This window comes from Amycolatopsis sp. CB00013, from assembly GCF_001905755.1.
Classification (GTDB): Bacteria; Actinomycetota; Actinomycetes; order Mycobacteriales; family Pseudonocardiaceae; genus Amycolatopsis; species Amycolatopsis japonica.
In genome coordinates this window covers 1,175,922-1,191,985 of sequence record NZ_LIWC01000003.1, presented here as the reverse complement: position 1 = coordinate 1,191,985, position 16,064 = coordinate 1,175,922, and the positions used below count along the sequence as shown (strand labels likewise).

The window sequence follows — 16,064 nt, the reverse complement described above, 5'->3', positions numbered from 1 at the left end:
GCGTTCCCCTCATGGTCAACCCACTCAAGCCCCTCGTGCGGATCGGCAGCTACCGCAGCGTCCCGTTCGGACTCCTCGGCATGGCGATGACGGCGATCCCGTTCCCCATCGCGCTCATTCCCGCCGTCCTCCTCCCGGGCGACGTGTGGGCGAAGATGGCCTACGGCGTGCTCGCCATGGGCGTGCTGGTCGTGCTGGCCGGTTTGCCCGGACCGATGCGCCGGGTCGGTATCTGGTTCTCCAACCAGATGCTGGACGCCCGGATCGCGCAGCCTCCGCAGCACACGAAGGTCGCCTGGTCGGAGCGCTGGCGCTCGGCGGCCTGGCTGCTCGTGCACACCGCGCTCGGCTGGGTGCTGTTCGGCCTCGGCTGTTTCCTGATGCTCGGCTTCGTGTTCGCCATCGTGTGGGCGGGAGGCGGCGGCAGCCCCATCGAGTTCTTCGGGGAACGGGTGACGATCGAATCGGGCACCGGCGGGCTGTGGACGCTGCCGATCGCGCTGGTCACGCTCGTCGTCATCGCCTACGTCCTCGCCGGTTTCAGCAAGCTTTTCCAGTACGCAGCGGTCGCTCTCCTGGGCCCGTCGGCCGCCGAGCGCGTCGCCGCGGCGGAAGTCCGGGCGAACCACTTCGAGCAGCGCAACCGGCTGGCCCGCGAACTGCACGACTCGATCGGCCACACGCTGACGACGTCGACCATCCAGGCCGCCGCGGCCGCCGAACTGGTCGATTCCGAACCGCAGCTGGTGCGTCGGGCACTGGGCACCATCGAGGAGTCTTCGAGGGCGGCGCTCGAAGACCTCGACCACGTACTCGGCCTGCTGCGGGACGACCGGTCGTCCCGCGAGCCCGAACGGCGGCTCATCGAGGCCGGGACACTGGCCGAACGGGCCCGCGCGGGCGGCGCGGAGATCGACTACGAGCTCACCGGCCCCGCCGCCGAACTGCCGGCGACCCTTTCGCGGGAGGCGTACCGGATCGTCCAAGAAGGACTGACGAACGCGTTGCGGCACGCCCATCCCGGCCCGGTGAGCGTGCGGGTCGCGGTACTCGCCGACGCGCTGCGGATCGAGATCGTGAACCCGCTCATGGAGCACGCGGCCGCCTCCGGCCGCGGCGGCAACGGGCTGCCGGGGCTCACCGAACGCGTCGAGGCCCTGCGCGGGGAGCTCGTCGCGGGCCCCGCCGTCGACGGGGAACCGTTGTGGCGGCTGGTGACCACGATCCCGCTACGGTCGCACTCATGACACTGCGCGTCCTGATCGTCGACGACGAACCCTTGCTGCGAGCCGGTTTGCGTTCTCTGCTGGACAACCAGCCGGACCTGACCGTGGTCGGCGAGGCGGGTGACGGCGGCGAGGTGGTCGATCTGGTGCGGCGGACACATCCCGACGTGGTCCTGATGGACGTGCGCATGCCCGGGGTGGACGGGATCGAGGCGACCCGGCGGGTGCTCGCCGAAATCCCCGACCCGCCGAAGGTCCTCGTGATCACGACGTTCGACAACGACGACTACGTCTACGACGCTCTGCTCGCCGGGGCGAGCGGATTCCTGCTGAAGCGGGCGCGCAAGGAGGAGTTCGCGCACGCCATCCGGACGATCGCCGCCGGGGAGACGCTGCTGTTCCCCGACGCGATCCGCCGGATGGTCACCGCGCGCCCGGCGCCGTCCGGCCTCGCTCCCCGCCCGTCGTCGCTGACGAAACGGGAGACCGAGGTGCTGCGGCTCATCGCCACCGGGAAGTCCAATGTGGACATCGCGGCCGAGCTGGTCATCAGCCTCGAAACCGTCAAGACCCATGTGGGCAACATCTTCGGGAAACTGGGCGCGGCCAACCGGAGCCAGGCCGTGGTGTTCGCCTACGAGACCGGCATCGTCGCGCCAGGGCACAGCCTGCGCTGAGCGGCATGGTGGGGCAAACCTCAGTAAGGCGTGGGGGTTCACCCCATGGCCACCGCGTCCGAGCCTCCCTAGCGTGGAACCCATGCGAAAATCCTTGCCAGGCAAGAAGATCGTCGCCGTCGGTTCACTGGTCGCGCTGCTCGCCGCGACGACCGCCACCCCGGCTTTGGCCGTGACCCACCCGCGGGACGAAGTCGACAAAGCGCTGAAAACACTGGTGCAGGACGGCGTCCCCGGCGCGCAGGCGACCGTGACGAGCCCGTCCGGGCGGTCGTGGTCGGAGCGTGAGGGCGTCGGGAACGCCGAGACCGGGACACCGTTCCCGCACGACTCGAAGTTCCGGGCGGCCAGCATCACCAAGACCTTCGTCGCGGTCGTGGTCCTGCAGCTGGTCGCCGAGGGGAAGGTGCGGCTGGACGCGCCGATCGACCGCTACCTGCCCGGTCTCGTCCACGGGAACGGCAACGACGGCACCAAGATCACCGTCCGGCAGCTGCTGCAGCACACGAGCGGGCTGTACAACTACGTCCGCGATCTCGACATCGACGAGTGGCGGCATCGCGGCGCCGAACCCGGGGAGCTGCTGGCGGTCGGTCTGGCGCATCCGCCGGACTTCGCGCCGGGCACGAACTGGAAGTACTCCAACACGAACTACGTCATCGCGGGCATGCTCATCGAGAAGCTCACCGGCCGCTCGGTCTCCACCGAGATCCGGAAGAGGATCGCCGAGCCGCTCGGCCTGCGCCACACCTACCTGCCGTCGCGGGGCGACGAGCGCCTGCCGCTTCCGCACGCCAGGGGCTACGCGCCGGGTCTCGTCGACTACACCGAACTGGATCCCTCGCTCGCCGGAGCCTCCGGCGGGATCGTTTCGACCGGCGCGGAGCTGAACCGCTTCTACGGGGAGCTCGTCGACGGCCGTCTCCTGCACCGGGCACAGCTGGCGGAGATGCAGCGGACCGTGCCGGCGGGTCTGGGCATCCCCGGCGCGGAATACGGGCTCGGGATCGCGTCGGTGCCGCTGTCCTGCGGCGGGAGGTTCTGGGGCCACGGCGGGAACCTCCGCGGCTTCGCGAACATCTCGGGGGCGGTCCCGCACGGGAAGAAGGTGAACGTCGTGGTCAACCAGGACCCGCTGCCGGACGGGGCGTCGGCGCATCTCGTGGCCGCGGTCGACACGGCGTTCTGCGCCCGCTAGATCGCCGGGAGCAGGTCCAGCACCGACGTCCAAGCGGTTTCCGGGGTGAGCCTCGTGGTCGTGACCCCGGCGGACGCGAGCGTGTCGAGATGGCGCCGCCACGCCGGATGGTGCACCCGCGTGTCCTGGATCTGGTAGCCCAGCACGATCGTGATGCCCGGCGTGCCGAGGACGTCGCCGAGCAGGGTCAGCGCCTGGTTATCGGCGATGCCCAGCGCCAGTTTCGCCACGGAGTTGGCGGAGGCGGGCGCGAACAGGAACACCTCCGGATCCGGATGCGGGCGGGGTTCGCCCGGTAGCCGGGAGGTGCTGCGGACCGGCAGCTCGGTGCACTTTTCCAGGTCACCGAGCCCGCCGGTCGTCTCCAGCCAGCGGGCCGCGGTGGGGGTCAGCGTGATCGCGAGCTCCCAGCCGCGGTCCGCGGCCGGTTTCGCGAGCTGCGCGGCGAACCGGGTGTCCAGTCCGCCGCACGAGCTCGCGACCAGGCCGAGGACCCTGCTCACCCGGCGGTGTCCGGCTTCCGCAGGACGGCGCAGAACATCGCGTCCGTGCCGTGGCGGTGCGGCCACAGCTGGACGTACGGGCCGTTGCCGAGCTGCGGGACGCCGGGGAAGAACTCCCGCGCGTCGACGATCTGGGCACCGGCGCGGCGCGCGGTCTCCCCCACGACACCTTCGGTCTCGGCCAGATGCGGCGAGCAGACGACGTAGGTGACGATGCCGCCGGGCCGGACCAGGTCCAGTGCCGCGGTGATCAGCTGGCCCTGCAGTTTCGTCAGGTCCGCGATGTCGCTGGGCTGGCGGCGCCAGCGTGCCTCGGGGCGACGCCGCAGCGAGCCGAGACCGCTGCACGGCGCGTCGACGAGGACGCGGTCGTAGCCCGGTTCGAGACCGGTCTCGCGGCCGTCGGCGACGTGCACGGTCACCGGCAGGTCCTGGACGGCCTTCTCGATCAGCTTCGCGCGGTGCGGGGCCTTTTCGACGGCGTCGACGGTCGCGCCCGCGGCCACCGCGAGTGCGCCGAGCAGCGCCGCCTTGCCGCCCGGACCGGCGCACAGGTCCAGCCACCGCACGTCGGTGCCGGAGACGGGGACCCTCGTGACGGCGTAGGCACACAGCTGGCTGCCCTCGTCCTGGACCGCGGCCAGCTTTTCCTTGATCGGCTCGAGGTCGCCGGGGTCACCGGAGCCCGCGGGCAGCCGGACGCCGTAGGGCGAGTACGGCGCGACGTCGCCACCGGTGATGGCGGCCAGCTCCTCGGCGCTGATCTCGCCGGGCCGGGCGACCAGGTGGACGTCGGGACGGTCGTCGTCGGCCTCCAGGGCCGCCTTCAGCTCCGCGCCCTTGTCCCCCAAGGCTTCCGCGAACGACCGCGCGACCCAGCGCGGATGCGCCGTCCGCAGGGCATAGGCGCCGATCGGGTCGGCGGCCTCGTCGGGGGCCAGCTCGTTCAGCCAGGTCTCTTCGTCCTTTTCGGACACCGAGCGCAGCACGGCGTTCACGAAACCCGCGATCCAGGAACCGACTTCGGCGCGGACGAGGTCCACAGTGGACCCGACGGCGGCATGCTGGGGGATGCGGGTGCGCAGCAGCTGGTACGCGCCGAGACGGAGGCCGTCCAGCACGATGGCGTCGACCTTCTCCAGCGGGCGGTCCAGGCAGGCCGCGATGACGGCGTCCAGCATGCCGACCGCGCGGCAGGTGCCGTAGGTCAGTTCGGTGGCCAGCGCCGCGTCGCGGCCGGAGATCCGGCGGTTGCGCAGCAGTTGCGGCAGCACCAGGTTCGCGTACGCGTCGTCTTCGCGGACCGCGCGCAGGACGTCGAAGGCGACCTGCCGGGCCGGGTCGATCTGCGGCGGGCGGCTGGGCCCCTCCTTGCGCGGGGCCGGACGGCCTCGCTGCGGCCTCGACGGCCGGCGTTCCCTACGCTCGTTCACTGCAGGCGCTCTCCTTGTTCGATCCTCGTACCGCGCGCCCAGTCGGTGGCCGCCATCCGCTTCTTCCCCTGCGCCTGCACCTCGCCCAGCCGCACCGGCTTCGACGCCGTGCCGACCAGCACCCGCTTGCGCTCCACGACGAGTTCGCCGGGCGGGGGCCCCGGCTCGTCCACGATCGTCACCGGGCCGAGTTTCAGCCGCTCGCCCCGGAACTCCGCCCACGCGCCCGGCTCCGGCGTGACCGCGCGGATCTGCCGGTCGACCGCGGCGGCCGGGTCGGCGAACGACACGCGCGCGTCCTCGACGGTCACCTTGGGCGCGTAGCTCACGCCGTCGCCGGTCTGCTCGACCGCGCGCAGCGAACCGTCGGCGATTCCGTCCATCGTGGACACGAGCAGTTTCGCCCCGGACTCCGCCAGCCTGCCGAGCAGTTCGCCCGCCGTGTCGGTGGCGGCGATCTGCTCGGTGACCACGCCGTAGACCGGGCCCGCGTCGAGTTCCTTGACGATGCGGAACGTCGAGGCGCCGGTGATCTCGTCCCCGGCGCGGATCGCGGCCTGGACCGGCGCGGCGCCGCGCCACGCGGGCAGCAGCGAGAAGTGCAGGTTGACCCAGCCGTGCGCCGGGATGTCCAGCGCGGCCTGGGGCAGCAACGCCCCGTACGCGACCACGGGGCACGCGTCGGGCGCGATCTCCGCGAGCCGGGCGAGGAACGCGGGGTCGCTCGCCTTCGGCGGGGTCAGCACCTCGATCCCGTGCTCGTCGGCCAGCGCGCCGATCGGCGATCGGACGACGCGGCGGCCGCGGCCTGCCTGGGCGTCCGGACGGGTCACGACGGCGACGACCTCGTGCTGCTCGGACGCGAGGAACGCGCGCAGCGACGGGACCGCGGGTTCGGGGGTGCCGGCGAAGACGAGGCGCATCAACGCACCTCCGCCGGGGGGACGGGTACCTCTGACTGGGCGAACATCGCCGCTCAGTCTAGAAGGAGCTCACCACCCCGGCGCGCTCGCTCTCCCTCTGCGGTGCGGCGGCTGCTAGGAACGGTCCTTTCCTTGCGAAATTTGCAAGGAAAGGACCGTTCCTAGCGCGCGAAAGGGGCCGAAGAGGCCTTCGCGAGCGAGGTCGTCCTAACGCGGCGGCCAGGGCAGCACGACGGCCGCCGAGCCGCCTCCCCGGCGCGTGGGTTCGGCCGCGGCGAGCCACCGGCCGTCCCGCAGCCGTTCGACGCCGGTCGCCGCCCCGATCTCCGCGGGTGTCGTCGAGAAGCCCTGCCCCTTGGCCTTCAGCACCTTGAGCACCTCGGTCTGGTCCAGGAACGCCTGCTCCACCTGCGCGGCCGCGGAGTTCCGCTGCGAGGCGCGCGGTTCGGCGATCGCGTCGACCAGTTTCAGCCCGCGATCGATCCGGCCGGTGAGGATCTGCAGCACCGTGGTGATGATCGACGCGCCACCGGGCGAGCCGACGGCGAGGAACGGCTTGCCATGGTCGAGCACGATGGTCGGCGCCATCGACGAACGCGGCCGCTTCGCCGGGCCCGGCAGGTTCGGGTCGGGCACGCCCGGCGTCACCGGGGTGAAGGAGAAGTCGGTCAGTTCGTTGTTGAGCAGGAAGCCGCGGCCCGGGACGACGATGCCGCTCCCGCCCTCCTGCTCGATGGTCAGCGTGTAGGCGACGACGTTGCCCCACCGGTCGGCGACCGTGAGATGCGTGGTGTTCTCGCCCTCGTACGGGGTCGGCGCGGGGTTCGTCCCGGCCACGCACGGGGTGGGCTTGCGCGGGTCCGCCGGCGCGACCGGACTGGTCCCGGCCTTCGCGGCGTCGATCAGGCACGCGCGGCTGTCGGCGAACTTCTGGCTGATCAGCTCCTTCGCCGGGACGTCGACGAAGGCCGGGTCGCCGATCCACCGGTTGCGGTCGGCGAAGGCGTACCGGGTCGACTCCAGGAAGTAGTGCAGGTAGTCGGCCTTCTCCAGCTTCGAGAGCTTCGTGTTCTCGAGGATGTTCAGTGCCTCGCCGACGGTCAGCCCGCCGGACGACGGCGCGGGCATGCCGTAGACGTCGAGACCGCGGTACTGGGTCTTCGTCGGCTTCCGCTCGACGACGCGGTACTTCGCGAGGTCGGCCGCGGTCATGTCACCGGGGCGCACCTTCAGCGTCGACGCGGGGTCGACCGGCGGCTTCCGCACGGTGTCGACGACGTCCGCGCCGATCGGGCCGCGGTAGAGCACGTCGGTGCCCTTCGCGGCGAGCTGCGCGTACGTGCCCGCCAGGTCCGGGTTCTTGAACGTCGTGCCGACCGCGGGCGGCGCGCCGCCGGGCAGGTACAGCGACCGGGTGGACGGGAACGCCGAGAACCGGGCGGCGTTGTTCGCGATCTGGGTGTTGAAGGTCTGGTCGACGGTGAAACCCTTGCGGGCGAGGTCTTCGGCGGGTTTGACCGCCTTCGCCAGCGACCTGGTCCCCCACTTGCGCAGGGCTTCCTGCCAGGTGGCGGGCGTGCCGGGGACGCCGACGCCCAGTCCGCTGGTGACGGCCTCGGCGAACGGGATCGCCTTGCCGTTCTCGACGAAGAGGTTCTCGTTCGCGGTCGACGGGGCGGTCTCGCGGCCGTCGAGGGTGTGCACCTTGCCGGAGCGCGCGTCGTAGTAGACGAAGAAGCCGCCACCGCCGAATCCGGCGGAGAACGGGTCCGTGACGCCGAGCGCGGCGGCGGTCGCGACGGCGGCATCGACGGCGTTGCCGCCTTCGCGCAGGATCTTCGTGCCGATCGCGGTCGCGTCCGCGTCGATACTCGACACCGCGCCCAGATAGCCGACGGCGGTGGGCGATTTGGGTGTCGGTGGCGCTGCCGCCGCCATCCCCGGCGCGGCGGTGCCGACCAGGACGGCGATCGCGGTGACTGCGGTGATGCGTACCGGAGTGCTTCTGTGCGCGGCCATGGCGCGAGTCTGCCCCGCCTGTCCACCCCGGACAAGACCCGCCGAGACCTGCGTTCGTCGGTGGTGCGGCCGTGGCGGGATGAGCAGAATGCGGGCCATGAAGACTCCCGGCAGGCGGTGGGGCGCCTTCCTCCCGCTGCTCATCGCACTTCCCGTCCTCGCTGTCCCCGGTGTCGCGCAGGCAGAAGGCGCGAGCGCCTGCTTCGACGACTCCGCCGCGATCACCGTCGAGGAGAAGCGGCTCACCGCGACCATGCCTTCGGGTGGACCGGCGGTCGGCCCGGAACTCGTCCGGCTCGCCGGATTCGACAAGCTCGTCTCCGACTTCACGGCGCGCCTCTGCGCCACGAAGACCGCTTTGCGGGCCGAGAAGCTCGCCGAGACCGCCGGTGAGGGGCTCTGGCGCACCGCGGTCGACCGCGCGCAGGGCCGCCGTCCGGATCTCGGCACCATCGACAAGGCCGACGACCGGCCGCTCTACTGGGCCCGCCTCCAGATGAGCAAGGCGTTGCGGCAGTGGACGCCGCGTTTCCCGCTGTCCGCGCCCGCCCGGGCGGAGCTGCTGAAGACGTTCGACTTCGGCGCGCGGGGACTCGACGATTCCCGCTTCCCCGCCGGTCCGAAGCTGCGGCGGGTGCTGGTGAGCGGGTTCGATCCGTTCACCCTCAACGGCGCGGGCGTCCGCATCGCGAACCCGTCGGGCGCGGCGGCGCTGCATCTCGACGGCAAGACCATCCAGACGCCGACCGGGCCCGCGCTGGTGCAGGCCGTGTCGTTCCCGGTGGTGTGGCGCTACTTCGACGCCGGAATCGTCGAGGCCGCCTACGGCCAGGCGTTCAAGGACCGGTTCCGCCGTCCGGAGCTGATCATGACGATCAGTCAGGGTCGTCCCGGCCGCTTCGACATCGAGCGGTGGGCGGGTGCGTGGCGCGGCGGTTCGCCGGACAACCTCGACGAGCCCGTCCGCGGCCAGGTCCCGCCCGCCGACGGCTGGCCGCAGCCGGACGTCCAGTTCATCGAAACCACGCTGCCGTACGAAAAGATGCTCGCCGCGCCCGCCGGGGCGTATCAGGTGCTGTACAACGAGGCGTTCTGCGTCTGGCCGGACAGCACGAAGCCGGGGACGGGGACCGCGGTGTGCCGGACGGACGCGCCGAAGCCCGGTGAGGTCGCCGCTTCCGGTGGCGGCGGCAACTACCTGAGCAACGAGTCCATGTATCGCAGTAACCGGCTCCGGACGGGCCTCGATCTGACCGGGATCGCGGGCGGGCACCTGCACACGCCCGTCCTCGGCACGCCCACCGATCCTTCGGCCCTGACCGACGCCGATTTCGAGGCGCGGCGGGCGGCGATCTCGTCGCAGATCGTCACGCTGCTCACCGCCGCTCTAGGCGGCTCCGCCACGAAGGCCGCTTCGCCCGCTCCGGGCGCCTCGGCCCGCGCCGACGTCCTCGCGACCCCCGGCACGACCCTCTAACCTCACGCATTTCGTCCTCTGGATGCGATGGTTCGCTGTCGAACTACCGCATTCAGAGGACGAAACGCGGGGGCGCTAGATGAGTTCCAGCGGGTCCAGCTGGATCCGGATGGGCTCGGACGCCTTGCGCGCGTCCCGGCGCGCGGCCGCGGCGTGGACGGCGGCGGCGAGCGCCTTCCCGTCCGGACGCGCGACGCGCACCAGGGCCCGCTCCCGTTCGGCGTTGCCGTCCTCGTCGACCTCGCCGAGCGGCACCGGGCCCAGCACTTCGCCGGTCTCCGGGAGAGCGAGGTCGTCGAGCAGTCCGGCGACCGCGTCCGGCGTGCCTTCGATACTCGCCATCCGCATCGCGGGCGGGAAACCGAGTTCGCGCCGCTCGGCCAGTTCGAGGCTCGCGTGCCAGCCCGGGTCCCAGCGCACCAGCGCCTGCACCACGGAAAGGCCCGCTTCCGCGCCGACGAACACGCGACCGCCTTCGGTCCCCGGCCGCACCAGGGCCGCCGCCGCCATCCAGCGCCGCAGGGTCTCCTCCCCCGCGCGCAGGTCCTGCCGCCCCAGCAGCGCCCAGCCGTCCAGCAGCAGCGCCGCGCCGTAGCCGCCTTCCGCGACCGGCTCGGCGCCCGGCGTGCACACCACCAGCGCCGGTTTTCCGGGCACCGAAGCCAAAACCTCCGTCGCGCCCGAGGTCCGCACGGGGAATCCGGAGAACGCGCGGCCCAGTTCCTCCGCGGTGCGCTTCGACCCGACGACGACCGCCCGCAACCGCACCGAACCGCATGCGGCGCAATGGAAGTTCGTCTCGGGGACGCCGCACCACCGGCAGGCCGGCGGCCTCGGCGCGCCGTCGATCAGCCCGCCCGGCAAGGAAAGCGGGCCGGCGCAACGACGGCAATGGGCCGACGTCCGGCAGTTGCCACACGCGAGCCCCGGGACGTACCCGCGACGCGGAACCTGCACCAGCACGGGGAATCCGCCCGCCAGCGACTGCCGCGCCGCCTCGAAGGCGACCGACGGGAGCCGCGCGGCCTTGGCCGCTTCGTCCCGGGCGACGTCGAAGTCCTCGCCGACCGGCGTGACCCTCGGCGCCGCCGCCCGAAGTTCCGGCCGGGCGGCCACGAGAGGCTGCGCCCAGCCAGATTCCACCAGGAACTGCGCTTCGGCGGTGCGCGCGAAACCGGCGACGAGCATGGAACCCTTCGCGGCGTGCGCGCGGTCCATCAGCACGTCACGGACGTGTGGATACGGCGCGTGCTGGTCGAGATGGACGTCGTCGCCGTCGTCCCACACCACGAACAGGCCGGGATCGGCGACCGGCGCGAACATCGCCGCACGGGTGCCGACGACGACGCGCACCGCGCCCCGCAGCACCGCGAGCCAGCGGCGGTACCGCTCGGCGGGGCCGAGCCCCGCGATCAACGCGACCACGGAATCGGCGCCCAGCAAGGAAACGCACGCGTCGTGCAGCCGGGTCAGGTCACGATGGTCGGGCACGACCATGACCACACCCCGGCCCGCGGAAGCCGCGACGGCGGCCGCTTCGGCGAGGCGACGCGGCCAGTCCTCCCCCGGCAGCGCCTGCCAGACCGCGTTGGCCGGGCGCCGTTCCGCGACGGCCTCCAGGAACGCCGGACCGCTCTGGTACTTCTCCCAGGCGGTGGTTTCGGGCGGCTCCGGCGTCGGCGCGGGTTCGGCGGGCGGTTCGCCCTCGGCCTTCGCGTGCCGGGACGGGATCGCGAGCCGCAGGACGTCGCTGAGGGTGCCGCCGTAGCGGTCCGCGACGGACCGGCAGAGCGTGAGCAGCGCCGGGGGCAGCACGGGCTCGCTGGAGGTCACCCTGTCGATGTAGGCGAGCTTCCCGGTGAACTCCGTGGTGTCGGCGCGCTCGACCAGGTACCCGTCGACGAGCTGACCCGCGAACCGGACCCGCACCCGGCAGCCGGGGACGGCGGTTTCGTGCAGTTTCTCGGGGATCCGGTAGTCGAAGGTGCGGTCGAGATGGGTGAGCGGGATGTCCACGACGATCCGCGCGACCGGGTTCTCGGGCGCGGGGTTCTGCGCCCCGCGACGGCTGGCCGTTTTCGCGCGCGACGGCTTGGCCTTCCGCGACGGCTCGGCCTTCGGCTCCGGAAGGTCCCACAGAGGGGTCGGTTCGGGACTGCTGCTCACCCGGTGATCTCTACCAGACGCTGTCGCCAGTGCCCGTCACCGCGTGCAATGAACGGTCCGTTGCTTGCGAAATTTGCAAGGAAAGGACCTTTCATTGCACGCGCTGCTGGAGCCATCTCGCGGTGGAGTGCCGTGAAGGCCCCTCCCGAGTACATGAAGGCCCCCTTCCTTGCGCCTAGGTACAGGAAGGACCCCTTCATGTACCTCCGGCAAGCGGCGACGGCCAGCACCACGCAGGCCAGGGTCTCAACCTGGCGGCCTCGCGTGATCGAACGGACGACACGCGTGATCCGGCAGACGACACGCGTGACTGGATGGACGACACACGCGCAACCAGGCTCCGACCCCAAACGCCGTGAAGGCCTCCTTCCCTACCCTCAAGGTAGGCAAGGAGGCCTTCACGGAACGGAACAGAACGGGATCAGGCGCCCGCGGCCGACTTCAGGTCCGCGGCCCGCGCCGTGTTCTCCCACGGGAGCGACAGCTCGGGACGGCCGAAGTGGCCGTACGCGGCCGTCGGCGCGTAGATCGGGCGAAGCAGGTCGAGGTCGCGGATGATCGCGGCCGGACGCAGGTCGAAGACCTCCGTGATGGCGGCCTGGATCTTCGACGGGTCGACCGTCTCGGTGCCGAAGGTCTCGACGAAGAGGCCCACCGGGGCCGCCTTGCCGATCGCGTACGCGACCTGGACCTCGGCGCGGGAAGCGAGCCCGGCCGCGACGACGTTCTTCGCCACCCAGCGCATCGCGTACGCGGCCGAGCGGTCCACCTTGGAGGGGTCCTTGCCCGAGAACGCGCCGCCACCGTGACGGGCCATGCCGCCGTACGTGTCGACGATGATCTTGCGGCCGGTCAGGCCCGCGTCGCCCATCGGTCCGCCGATGACGAAGCGGCCGGTCGGGTTGACCAGCAGCCGCACGTCGGAGGTGTCGAGCCCGAGCTCGGCGATCTCCGGGGCGACCACGTGCTGACGGACGTCGACGCCGAGCATCTGCTCCAGGTCGATGCCGTCCGCGTGCTGGGTGGACACGACCACCGTGTCGAGCCGCACCGGCTGGTCGCCGGCGTACTCGATGGTGACCTGGGTCTTGCCGTCCGGGCGCAGGTACGGCAGCACGCCTTCCTTGCGGACCCGGGTCAGCCGCTGCGAGAGCCGGTGCGCCAGCGCGATCGGCAGCGGCATCAGCTCGGGGGTGTCCGAGCAGGCGTAGCCGAACATCAGGCCCTGGTCGCCGGCGCCCTGGCGGTTGATCTCGTCCTCGTCGGATTCCACGCGGGACTCGTACGCGGTGTCGACACCCTGCGCGATGTCCGGCGACTGGGAGCCGATCGCGACGTTGACGCCGCAGGAGTTGCCGTCGAAGCCCTTGGCCGAAGAGTCGTAGCCGATCTTCAGGATCACGTCGCGGACGATGGTCGGGATGTCCGCGTAGGCCTCGGTGGTCACCTCGCCGGCGACGTGCACCTGCCCGGTGGTGATGAGGGTTTCGACCGCCACCCGGCTGCGCGGGTCCTTGGCCAGCAGGCCGTCCAGGATCGAGTCGCTGATGGCATCGCAAATTTTGTCGGGATGACCTTCAGTCACCGATTCCGATGTGAACAGTCTGCTCGTGGACGCGGTCACGGTGCCCGTCACTCCCTCACCTAGACGTCTGATGCCTAGAAAGTTAGGCACCCCTCAGCTTGAACTCAAGCCTACTGACTATCGCTTTGGGGGCTCTCAACGCTTCATCAAGGTCACAACAGCATCCCACAATGTGGACGCGAGTTCGGCCTTGGCGCCGAGCGGGATCGGGATTTCGGTGCCGTCGGCTCCGAGCAGCCAGCCCGAGTTGTCCTCGGTGCCGAAGGCCTTCCCTTCACCGACGGCGTTCACCACCAGCAGATCCGCGCCCTTGCGCTTGAGTTTGACCCTGGCGTGGTCGAGGACGCCACCCTTATCGTCCCCTGTTTCGGCGGCGAACCCGACGACTACTTGGCCAGGGGTCCGATTCCGCACCAGTTCGGCCAGGATGTCCGCGTTGCGCGCGAGTTCGACGACGGGATCCGGCGCGTCGTCGGACTTCTTGATCTTGTGATCGGCCCGGTTCGAAGGCCGGAAGTCGGCGACGGCGGCGGCCATCACGAGGACGTCGGCGGAGGCGGCCTCGGCGTGCATGGCCTGGCGCATCTCCTCGGCGGTCGACACGTGGACGACCTTCGCGCCCGCGGGCTCCGGCAGCGCGACGGTGTGCGCGGTGACCAGGGTGACCTCGGCGCCACGCTGGGCGGCGACGCGGGCCAGCGCGTAACCCTGCTTGCCCGACGAACGGTTGCCCAGATACCGGACCGGGTCCAGCGGCTCGCGGGTGCCGCCCGCCGAAATGGCCACGCGCACGCCTTCGAGGTCACGCGTGAGGGCCTTCGGTACGGCGAGCAGGAGCCGGGCGAGGTCGACGATCTCGGCCGGGTCGGCGAGCCGTCCCTTGCCGGTGTCCTTGCCGGTCAGCCTGCCGGCGGCGGGTTCGGCGACGACCAGGCCGCGCGACCGCAGCAGCGCCACGTTGTCGCGGGTGGCCGGGTGCTCCCACATCTCGGTGTGCATCGCCGGGAAGAAGGCGACCGGGCACCGGGCGGTGAGCAGGGTGTTCGTCAGCAGATCGTCCGCGATGCCGTGCGCGGCCTTGGCGAGCAGGTTCGCCGTGGCGGGCACGACGATCACCAGGTCGGCTTCCTTGCCGACGCGGACGTGCTGGACCTCGGGCACTTCGGTGAACACGCCGGTGTGCACCGGGTTCCCGGAAAGTGCCTCGAAGGTGGCCGCGCCGACGAAGTTCAGCGCGGCTTCGGTGGGGACCACGCGGACGTCGTGACCGGATTCGGTCAATCCGCGCAGGACCTCACAGGCCTTGTAGGCGGCGATCCCGCCACCCACGCCCAGAACGACCCGGGGCTTACTCAACGGTGTTCTCGGCGGTTCCGCGCGGCACCGCGATCGGGCTGCCAGGGCATGTCACTTCGACGACCTCGCTCACGCTGATCAACGCCCTGCCATCCCGATAGCGGGGCCTTCGGCCAGGCCGCGCCCTACTGTCACCTTGACAGCCGCCGTGGCCATCGAGGTCCTACTCACCCTCGGTGTGCTCGAGCAGGCCGCCGTGGATCTCGCGCAGGGCGATGGACAGCGGCTTCTCGCGCGGGCCCGGCTCGACCAGCGGGCCGACGTACTCCAGGAGACCCTCGCCCAGCTGGGCGTAGTAGTCGTTGATCTGGCGAGCGCGCTTGGCCGAGTAGATCACCAGCGCGTACTTCGAGCTGACCTTCTCGAGGAGGTCGTCGATGGGCGGGTTGGTGATGCCTTCGAGCTCTTCGTGCAGCGTGGCCTGAGTCGTCACTCGTGGTGCTCCGAATCTTCGGTTTGTTCTCCGGGGGTCCGGGGGGCGAAGCCCTCCGGGCGGGGTGTGGGGGTTGCATCCCCACGAGGTTGAGCCTTGTCGCCGGTTATCAAGTTTAGCAACTGCTCGGCGGCCTCTCGCACGTCGGCGTTGACGACGCGCTCGTCGAACTCCCCGGCGGCGGCGAGTTCGCGTTCCGCCTCGGCCAGCCTGGCCTTCACGGCGGCCTCGTTCTCGGTGCCGCGACCGGTCAGCCTGCCGACCAGTTCGTCCCACGACGGCGGCATCAGCATCACCAGCCGGGCCTCCGGCATCGCCTTGCGGACCTGCCGCGCGCCCTGGAGTTCGATCTCCAGGATCGCGTTGCCGCCCTCGGCCAACACCCGCTCCACGGGCCCGCGCGGGGTGCCGTAGCAGTTGCCCGCGAACTCGGCGTGTTCGAGCAGTTCGCCCTCGGCGACCATGCGGTCGAACTCGGCCCGGTCGATGAAGTGGTAGTGCTCGCCGTCCACCTCACCCGGCCTCGGCTTCCTGGTGGTCACCGAGACGCTGAAATAGATCTTCGGATCCAGCTTGCGCAGCTCCCCCGCCACGCTCGACTTCCCGACCCCCGAAGGCCCTGAGACGACCGTGAGCCGGTGCCGGGATTCGACTCCCGCCACCGGCTCACCGCCGCGGTCAGCGCCCGGGTTCACCGGGTGGTCCTGACCGGTGCCGCTCACTCGCCGCTGAATTCGGCCAGCAGCGCCTTGCGCTGCCGGTCGCCGAGGCCGCGAAGACGACGGCTGGGTGCGATCTCCAGTCGTTCCATGGTCTGCTGGGCACGGACCTTGCCGACGCCCGGAAGAGCCTCGAGCAGAGCCGAGACCTTCATCTTGCCGAGGACTTCGTTCTCCTCGGCCTGCTTCAACACGTCGACCAGAGTGGTACCGCCCCGCTTCAGCCGCTCCTTCAGCTCAGCACGGATGCGGCGGGCGGCGGCGGCCTTCTCCAGCGCCGCAGCGCGCTGTTCCTCTGTCAGCTGGGGAAGTGCCACGTTTTCCTCCGGTAGTTCTCAAATCTGGGTGG

At 71.1% G+C, this 16,064-nt stretch carries 14 protein-coding genes; 4 read left to right on the top strand and 10 right to left on the bottom strand.

Annotation, left to right across the window (positions count from 1 at the left end):
• Positions 1–11: 11 nt before the first annotated feature.
• From AMK34_RS25200 to AMK34_RS25190, 3 genes are all read left to right on the top strand, one after another.
• A complete protein-coding gene (locus AMK34_RS25200) occupies positions 12–1,247 on the top strand; it encodes a sensor histidine kinase (protein WP_073846984.1) in 1,236 nt (411 codons plus the stop codon).
• Positions 1,244–1,903, top strand: a complete 660-nt coding sequence (locus AMK34_RS25195) for a response regulator transcription factor (protein ID WP_073846983.1) — start codon at positions 1,244–1,246, stop codon at positions 1,901–1,903. The genes AMK34_RS25200 and AMK34_RS25195 overlap by 4 nt, the downstream gene beginning before the upstream one ends.
• A gap of 82 nt (positions 1,904–1,985) precedes the next feature.
• On the top strand, positions 1,986–3,101 hold the full coding sequence (locus AMK34_RS25190) for a serine hydrolase domain-containing protein (protein ID WP_038515575.1): 1,116 nt from the start codon (positions 1,986–1,988) through the stop codon (positions 3,099–3,101).
• Here AMK34_RS25190 and AMK34_RS25185 read toward each other — a convergent pair.
• The 4 genes from AMK34_RS25185 to ggt form a co-directional block, all read right to left on the bottom strand.
• A complete protein-coding gene (locus AMK34_RS25185; RefSeq protein ID WP_038515577.1) occupies positions 3,098–3,604 on the bottom strand; it encodes a flavoprotein in 507 nt (168 codons plus the stop codon). The two genes, AMK34_RS25190 and AMK34_RS25185, sit on opposite strands and share 4 nt — an antisense overlap.
• On the bottom strand, positions 3,601–5,037 hold the full coding sequence (locus AMK34_RS25180; protein WP_143202574.1) for an RsmB/NOP family class I SAM-dependent RNA methyltransferase: 1,437 nt from the start codon (positions 5,035–5,037) through the stop codon (positions 3,601–3,603). Before AMK34_RS25180 ends, AMK34_RS25185 begins: the two co-directional genes overlap by 4 nt.
• On the bottom strand, positions 5,034–5,960 hold the full coding sequence (gene fmt, locus AMK34_RS25175) for a methionyl-tRNA formyltransferase (RefSeq protein ID WP_073846982.1): 927 nt from the start codon (positions 5,958–5,960) through the stop codon (positions 5,034–5,036). The genes AMK34_RS25180 and fmt overlap by 4 nt, the downstream gene beginning before the upstream one ends.
• 207 nt (positions 5,961–6,167) lie before the next feature.
• The gene (gene ggt, locus AMK34_RS25170; protein WP_073846981.1) at positions 6,168–7,979 is read right to left on the bottom strand and encodes a gamma-glutamyltransferase; all 1,812 of its coding nucleotides are present in this window, start codon (positions 7,977–7,979) and stop codon (positions 6,168–6,170) included.
• Positions 7,980–8,076: 97 nt separating this feature from the next.
• On the opposite strand from ggt, the gene AMK34_RS25165 reads away from it, so the two are divergent.
• A complete protein-coding gene (locus tag AMK34_RS25165; RefSeq protein ID WP_073847187.1) occupies positions 8,077–9,456 on the top strand; it encodes a hypothetical protein in 1,380 nt (459 codons plus the stop codon).
• A 75-nt stretch (positions 9,457–9,531) separates the two neighbouring features.
• On the opposite strand, the gene AMK34_RS25160 is transcribed toward AMK34_RS25165, so the two are convergent.
• The 6 genes from AMK34_RS25160 to mihF form a co-directional block, all read right to left on the bottom strand.
• Entirely contained in the window at positions 9,532–11,622 is a 2,091-nt protein-coding gene (locus tag AMK34_RS25160) for a primosomal protein N' (RefSeq protein WP_073846980.1), read from the bottom strand.
• Positions 11,623–12,043: 421 nt separating this feature from the next.
• Positions 12,044–13,246, bottom strand: coding sequence for a methionine adenosyltransferase (metK, locus tag AMK34_RS25155; RefSeq protein WP_073847186.1), 1,203 nt, complete (start codon positions 13,244–13,246; stop codon positions 12,044–12,046).
• Between the two features lie 96 nt (positions 13,247–13,342).
• The gene (gene coaBC / locus AMK34_RS25150; RefSeq protein ID WP_073846979.1) at positions 13,343–14,563 is read right to left on the bottom strand and encodes a bifunctional phosphopantothenoylcysteine decarboxylase/phosphopantothenate--cysteine ligase CoaBC; all 1,221 of its coding nucleotides are present in this window, start codon (positions 14,561–14,563) and stop codon (positions 13,343–13,345) included.
• Positions 14,564–14,726: 163 nt separating this feature from the next.
• Entirely contained in the window at positions 14,727–14,996 is a 270-nt protein-coding gene (gene rpoZ, locus AMK34_RS25145; RefSeq protein WP_005152353.1) for a DNA-directed RNA polymerase subunit omega, read from the bottom strand.
• A complete protein-coding gene (gmk, locus tag AMK34_RS25140; RefSeq protein ID WP_241832845.1) occupies positions 14,993–15,718 on the bottom strand; it encodes a guanylate kinase in 726 nt (241 codons plus the stop codon). The genes rpoZ and gmk overlap by 4 nt, the downstream gene beginning before the upstream one ends.
• On the bottom strand, positions 15,715–16,032 hold the full coding sequence (mihF, locus tag AMK34_RS25135) for an integration host factor, actinobacterial type (RefSeq protein ID WP_003096398.1): 318 nt from the start codon (positions 16,030–16,032) through the stop codon (positions 15,715–15,717). Before mihF ends, gmk begins: the two co-directional genes overlap by 4 nt.
• Positions 16,033–16,064: the final 32 nt, after the last annotated feature.